This is a genomic window from Streptomyces sp. NPDC059785 (genome assembly GCF_042732375.1).
In the GTDB taxonomy this organism is placed as follows: domain Bacteria; phylum Actinomycetota; class Actinomycetes; order Streptomycetales; family Streptomycetaceae; genus Streptomyces.
Genome location: NZ_JBHWHV010000124.1, coordinates 1 through 6381 on the forward strand (window position 1 = coordinate 1; position 6381 = coordinate 6381).

5 protein-coding genes are annotated in these 6381 nt (G+C 74.0%); 3 read left to right on the plus strand and 2 right to left on the minus strand.

What is annotated here, in order from left to right; all coding sequences use genetic code 11:
• Nucleotides 1-63: 63 nt before the first annotated feature.
• Nucleotides 64-1497, minus strand: coding sequence for a dihydrolipoyl dehydrogenase family protein (locus ACFV6E_RS42625; RefSeq protein WP_385469138.1), 1434 nt, complete (start codon nucleotides 1495-1497; stop codon nucleotides 64-66).
• A gap of 138 nt (nucleotides 1498-1635) precedes the next feature.
• Here ACFV6E_RS42625 and trxA point away from each other — a divergent pair, with 138 nt between their 5' ends.
• Nucleotides 1636-2043, plus strand: a complete 408-nt coding sequence (gene trxA / locus ACFV6E_RS42630) for a thioredoxin (RefSeq protein WP_385177607.1) — start codon at nucleotides 1636-1638, stop codon at nucleotides 2041-2043.
• 904 nt (nucleotides 2044-2947) lie between these two features.
• Here trxA and ACFV6E_RS42635 read toward each other — a convergent pair.
• Nucleotides 2948-3982, minus strand: a complete 1035-nt coding sequence (locus ACFV6E_RS42635) for a LacI family DNA-binding transcriptional regulator (RefSeq protein ID WP_385177608.1) — start codon at nucleotides 3980-3982, stop codon at nucleotides 2948-2950.
• Nucleotides 3983-4259: 277 nt separating this feature from the next.
• Here ACFV6E_RS42635 and ACFV6E_RS42640 point away from each other — a divergent pair, with 277 nt between their 5' ends.
• The gene (locus ACFV6E_RS42640; RefSeq protein ID WP_385177610.1) at nucleotides 4260-4475 is read left to right on the plus strand and encodes a hypothetical protein; all 216 of its coding nucleotides are present in this window, start codon (nucleotides 4260-4262) and stop codon (nucleotides 4473-4475) included.
• 164 nt (nucleotides 4476-4639) lie between these two features.
• Nucleotides 4640-6220 (plus strand): flotillin family protein, encoded by a 1581-nt coding sequence (locus ACFV6E_RS42645; RefSeq protein ID WP_385177611.1) that lies wholly within the window; start codon nucleotides 4640-4642, stop codon nucleotides 6218-6220.
• Nucleotides 6221-6381 lie beyond the last annotated feature (161 nt).

A 6381-nucleotide genomic window follows, 5' to 3' on the forward strand; every position in this document is an offset into this window, starting at 1 on the left:
CCCGTGCGCACCGAGACCGGGGAACGGTCGGAGTTCGGACAGGGTTACGGGGATACGGGTCCGCTACTGGTCCCGGTACGCCTCCAGGAGCCGCAGCCAGACCTCGCTCACCGTCGGGTACGACGGCACCGCGTGCCACAGCCGGCCGATCGGGACCTCGCCGGCGACCGCGATCGTCGCCGAGTGGATCAGCTCGCCCACCGCGGGCCCCGCGAAGGTGACGCCGACGACCACCTCACGGGCGATGTCCACGACCATCCGGGCCTTGCCGCGGTAGCCGTCCGCGTACAGGCCCGCGCCTGCCACCGACGCGAGGTCGATGTCGACGGCGCGCACCCGGTGCCCGGCCGCTTCCGCCTCGGCGAGGGAGAGGCCGACGGCCGCCACCTCCGGGTCGGTGAAGACGACCTGCGGTACGGCCGCGCGGTCGGCGGTCGCCGCGTGCGCGCCCCAGGCGTCCGTGTCCAGCTCGGGCCCGCCGGACGCGCGGGCCGCGATGGCGGTACCGGCGATCCGTGCCTGGTACTTGCCCTGGTGGGTCAGGAGCGCGCGGTGGTTGACGTCGCCGACCCCGTACAGCCAGTCGCTGCCGTCGACCCGCAGCGTGTCGTCGACCTCCAGCCACGAGCCGGGCTTCAGGCCGACGCTCTCCAGACCGAGGTCGTCGGTGCGCGGCGCGCGTCCGGTGGCGAAGAGGATCTCGTCGGCCTCGATGCGGTCGCCGCCGTCGGTGACCGCGACGACGGTCCCGTTCTCGCGGGTCACCGAGGTCACGGAGGTCCCGGTGCGCACCTTCGCGCCCGCTTCTTCAAGCGCCTCGGCGACCAGTTCGCCGGCGAAGGGCTCCATGCGGGGCAGCAGCCCCTCGCCGCGGACGAGCAGGGTGACCTGGGAGCCGAACGCCTGCCAGGCGGTGGCCATCTCCACGGCGACGACTCCGCCGCCCACCACGATCAGGCGGCCGGGCACTTCGTGAGCGCTGGTGGCCTCGCGGCTGGTCCAGGGCTTGACCCCGGCGAGCCCCGGCAGGTCGGGCAGGGCCGCGCGGCTGCCGGTGCAGACCGCGACGGCGTGCCGGGCGGTGAGCACGCGCCGTCCGCCGTCCGCGCCCTCGACCGTCACCTCGCGGGTGCCGGTCAGCCGTCCGTGGCCCCGGTACAGCTCGGCTCCGATGCCGTTCAGCCACTCGACCTGGCCGTCGTCCTTCCAGTCCGAGGTGTAGTAGTCGCGGTGGGCGAGCACCGCGGGGACGTCGAGAGGTCCCTGTACCGCTTGTCGCAGCCCCGGTACGCGGCGGGCGTCGGCGCGGGCGATGACCGGGCGCAGCAGGGCCTTGCTGGGCATGCACGCCCAGTACGAGCATTCGCCGCCGACCAGCTCGCTCTCCACGACCGCGGTGGAGAGGCCGGCCGCGCGGGTGCGGTCCGCGACGTTCTCCCCCACAGGTCCGGCGCCGAGCACGATTACGTCGTAGGCGATGGATTCCGTTTCCGTCATGGGGTCAGTCTGCTGGGTGGTGTGCGCCGGGGCCACATGGGTACGTGCGCGGAATACGCCCACGTAGGGCAATGTTGTGCACGGCGGCCGGGCCGCCGTCGCGCGGACCCCGGGAAGATCAGGAAGAGGGAAACAGCCATGAGCAGCACCGTGGAGCTCACCAAGGAGAACTTCGACCAGACGGTCACGGAGAACGGATTCGTCCTGATCGACTTCTGGGCGGACTGGTGCGGACCGTGCAAGCAGTTCGCCCCGGTCTACGAGAAGGCCGCGGCGGACAATCCCGATCTGGTCTTCGGCAAGGTCGACACGGAGGCGCAGCCCGAGCTGGCGGCGGCCTTCGGCATCCAGTCGATCCCCACGCTGATGATCGTCCGTGATCAGGTCGCCGTCTTCGCCCAGCCGGGCGCCCTGCCGGAGCCCGCGCTGCAGGACGTCATCGGGCAGGCCAGGAAGCTGGACATGGACGAGGTCCGCAAGGCGGTCGTCGAGCAGCAGGCCGCGGAGGCCGCGCAGGCGCAGCAGCCCGAGCGGGACGGGGAGTAGCACCGGGCGGAACGCGGCGGGCACACCGGCGACCACCACCGCCACCACCCGCCGCGGCCCGGCCCGCCACGGCCCTGCTCTTCGCGGCCCCGCCCGCAACGGACCATCCGTCACGGCCCGGCCTACCCGGCCCCGCCCGCAACGGACCATCCGTCGCGAACCGTCCGTCGCGGCCCGGCCCCGGCCCTCCCGCACGCAACCCGGCCCACGCGACCTGGCCCGTCACCGGCCGCCCGTCACAGACCTCCCACCGCGGCACAGACGTTCACGGCCCCGCCCGCAACGGACCATCCGTCGCGAACCGTCCGTCGCGGCCCGGCCCCGGCCCTCCCGTACGCAACCCGGCCCACGCGACCTGGCCCGTCACCGGCCGCCCGTCACAGACCTCCCGCCACGGCACAGGCGTTCACGGCCCCGCCCGTCGTAGCCCTGCCTTCGCGGCCCGCCTGCCGCGGCCCGGCCGCGATGGCCCCGCTCGTCGAGAGCCGCCCGTCACAGCCGCTCGTCGTGCGGCCGCGCGTCGCGGCTCGCCCACCGTGGCCCGTCCGCCACGGCTCTCGCCGTGGCCCGCCCATCGCGGCCCGGCCTTGGTGGCCCCGCTCGTCGCGGGCCGCCCGTCGCGACCCTCCTGTGACCAGCCGCCCGCCACGGCCCTCCCGCCGTGGGACCGCCCGTCGCGGCCCAGGCTTCATGGCCCCGCCCACCGCAGCCCGCCCACCATGGCCCGCTGCCATGTCCACCTCCGTGAGCCACCTCCGTGGGCCACCTCCGTGAGCCACCTCTGTGGTCCACCTCCGTGCGCCACCGACGGGAGCCACCGCCTTGGTCCACCGCCGTGCGAGCCCGAACGGGCGGCAGCTCAACAGCCGTGCCCCCGGCGGCGCCCGGCCCCCGGGGGCCGGTCTCAGCTCGACGCGCGGTGTACCACCCGCGCGCCCTGCACCTTGTGGGTCTCCGGGGCCGCGGCCGGCTCGCGTACCGCGCGGTCGACCAGTTCGGCGAGGTCGCGGCCGGCCGGGAGCTCGATGTGGACCGTGCTCAGCCGCGGCCGCAGCAGCCTGCCGAGCATCAGATCGTCGGCGCCGATCACCGCGGTCTCCGCCGGGACGGCGACGCCCTCGTCCTGGAGGGCCCGCATCAGCAGCATGGCGTACTCGTCGTTGTACGCGAACACCGCGTCCAGGCCCAGGGACCGCCACCGCGCCGCGAGCCGGGCCGCCGCCGACTCGGTGTAGGCGAGCGGGAGTTCGGTGACGGTGGCGTCGGTGCGGCGCACGGACCGCCGTACGCCTTCGAGCCGGGGTCCGGAGAACGCCGCGAGACCGGGCTCCTCGGGGACGACGACGCCGATCCGGCGCCGGCCACGGGCGAAGAGGTGGGCACCGGCCCCGTACCCGACGCCCTCGTGGTCCATCAGCAGGGCGTGCGCGCCCTCGACGCTCTCGGTGCCGAGCGTGACGACGGCCTTGGCCCCGGACCGCTTCAGGACCGACACGCCCTGCGGTCCGAGCCCGCTGCCGGGCACCAGGACGGCGACCGGGCGCAGTTCGGCCCAGGCGCGGGCGGCCTCGTCGCCGCGCACGCCGACGCTGCCGAACTGCACGACGGTGTAGTCGAGCCGGCCGAGCGCCCACTGGAGCTCGCTGAGGAACTGGCTGTAGAGCGGGCCCACGGGCACGTCGGGCGCGGGCATCAGGACCATGCGGCTGTGCCCGGCGCGCAGGCTGCGCGCCGCGGCGTGCGGCACGTACCCGAGCTCCTCCGCGGCCTCGTGGACGCGGCGCCGGGTGGGCTCGCTGATCCGGACGGCGCTGGTGTTGTTCAGAACGTAGGAGACGGTCGCGCGCGAGACACCCGCGAGCCGTGCCACGTCGGCACTGGTCGGCACGGAGTGCGGTACGGGCGGGGGCGGGGCGGGATCTTTTGGTATCTGCACCATGACGTACCGCATCCTTGCAGAAGCGCGACGGGACGGTTTCCGCCGGGGGAGCTTGCGGTGTCGGGACGCGGCGCGGAGGCACAGGGCGGCAACTCCCGTGATCTTGAACGGAGTTCACTCCCGGTCCGGGCCGGTAGCGGTGGGTCGGGACACGGCACGGGGACGGTTCCGAGGCCGTCCAGGAACGGTCCCGGAACGGTCCGGGAGCGGTCCGCGCGGCGCGATGAGGCGCGTCCCGGGCGGCCGGATCCGAGCGCTCCGCCCCTACCCTGTGACCATGGACGACGCGTCGATGGTCGGGTTGATGGGGCGGGTCACCGGCACGGTCGGGCCGGGGCTCGTCGGTGAGGTGATCGTCCGGGTGCGGGGCGGTGCCGAGCACTTCCTCGCCTACCCCGCGGCGCGGGAGCGCATCGAGCCGGGCACCGTCGTGATGGTGGTCGACCACCTGCCGCCGAGGACGGTCTACGTGTCGGCGGCGTACGACGGCTGAGAGCCCCGGTGAGGGCCCGGACGGCGGACTTCCGGCCCAGGTCAGCGCCGTAGGCGTCAAGATGGCAACAAGATTGAGCCCGCGTCTGTCCCCGGGCGCGGGACGGGGCGCACACTCCCGTTCGTTCGGTGCCGGAAGGGCACCAGGCAAAGGGGGCGTTGCCGATGTTCATCGGCGTCGTAGCGGGGGCCGTCGCTCTCGCGCTGATCTTCATAGTGGTCGTCTTCAAACTCATGTGGCGCGTCGCGGAGCCCAACGAGGCACTGGTCATCTCCGGTTCGAACCACCGCACCGAGGGCCTCGAGGAAGGCATGGGTTTCCGCATCGTCACGGGGCGCGGCACGCTGGTGCTGCCGGGCGTGCAGGCGGTGCGCAAGCTGTCGCTCGACCTCAACGAGACCGAGTTGTCCGTGGACTGCGTGACCCACCAGGGCATCCCGCTCAAGGTGCGGGGCGTGGTCATCTTCAAGGTGGGCGACGACTTCGTGTCGATCGCCAACGCGGCCCGCCGCTTCCTCGACCAGCAGCGGCTGATGTCGGAGCGGGTGCACAACGTGTTCGCCGGTCATCTGCGGTCCATCGTGGGCGGGCTGACGGTCGAGGACATGATCCGTGACCGGGACAAGCTGACCGGGCAGACCCGGGCCGCCTGCGGTACGGAGATGGAGAAGCTCGGGCTGATCGTCGACTCGCTGCAGATCCACGAGATCGAGGACCCGACCGGGTACATCAAGAACCTGGCGATGCCGCACGCCGCGGCCGTCCAGCGGGACGCGCGGATAGCGCAGGCGGAGGCGAACCGGCTGGCCACCGAGGCCGAGCAGCTGGCCGCGTCCCGGATGTCGGAGGCGACCCGGGACAGCGAGATCCTCCAGGCCGGTTACCAGGCCGAGCGGGACAAGGCGGCGGCCGGTGCCCGGCAGGCCGGGCCGCTCGCGGAGGCCGCCGCCCGCCAGGAGGTCGTCGTCCAGGAGACGCGCGTCGCCGAGCTGGAGGCGCACCGGCGTGAACAGCAGCTCCAGGCCGATGTCCGCAAGCCGGCCGACGCCAGGGCGTACGAGAAGCGCACTCTGGCCGAGGCGGAGCGGGACGCGCGGATCTCCGCCGCCGAGGCCAAGGCCAGGGAGACGGAGCTGGCCGCCGCGGCCGAGGCGACCAGGGTCAAGACGGCCGCCACCGCGGAGGCCGAGGCGACCAGGACCCGGGGCGCGGCCTCGGCGACGGCGACCAGGGCCACCGGTGAGGCCGAGGCCGCGGCCGCGCAGGCGAAGGGGCTCGCGGCGGCCGAGTCGACCCGTGCGCAGGGTCTCGCGGAGGCGGAGGCCATCAAGGCCAGGGCCGCCGCGCTCGCCGAGAACCAGGAGGCCGTGGTCGCCCAGCAACTCGCCGAGAACTGGCCGGAGATCGTGCGGGCGGGCGCGAGCGCCTTCGACAACGTCGATCACATGGTGCTGCTCAACGGCGCCGACGGGATGTCCGACATGTTCACCAAGGCGCTCACCATGGGCGGTACGGGGCTCGGCCTGGCCCGCCGGCTCCTCGCGACGATGAACGCGGACGGGAACGGGAACGCGGACGGGAAGGCGGACGGGAACGGGAAGGCGGACTGGAAGGCGGACGGGAACGGGAAGGCGAGCGGGACCGAGCCGCGCGGCGGGCGGGCGCCGGAGACCGCGCAGGTCACGAAGGCCACCCGCGGCACCCAGGTCACGAAGGTGCCGTTGGACAAGACCGACGAGGGGTGAGGCAGCCCTAGGCAGACGCGCGCGTGCCGGGCAGGTGGAACCCGCCCCGCACCCCCCCGCGGTGACCATCTAACGTGGCCCCGGTGACAGCGACCAACGACGAAGTCCCCGGCCCTTACCGGCCCTCGGGGCCCCCCCCGGCCGCACCCCCCGCAGGGGGC

What these genes read in the sequence shown, in the direction of transcription:
- ACFV6E_RS42635 (WP_385177608.1), bottom strand. Translation starts at nt 3,982, where the DNA reads ATGGTGCAGATACCAAAAGATCCCGCCCCGCCCCCGCCCGTACCGCAC.
- ACFV6E_RS42625 (WP_385469138.1), bottom strand. Translation starts at nt 1,497, where the DNA reads ATGACGGAAACGGAATCCATCGCCTACGACGTAATCGTGCTCGGCGCC.
- trxA (WP_385177607.1), top strand. Translation starts at nt 1,636, where the DNA reads ATGAGCAGCACCGTGGAGCTCACCAAGGAGAACTTCGACCAGACGGTC.
- ACFV6E_RS42645 (WP_385177611.1), top strand. Translation starts at nt 4,640, where the DNA reads ATGTTCATCGGCGTCGTAGCGGGGGCCGTCGCTCTCGCGCTGATCTTC.
- ACFV6E_RS42640 (WP_385177610.1), top strand. Translation starts at nt 4,260, where the DNA reads ATGGACGACGCGTCGATGGTCGGGTTGATGGGGCGGGTCACCGGCACG.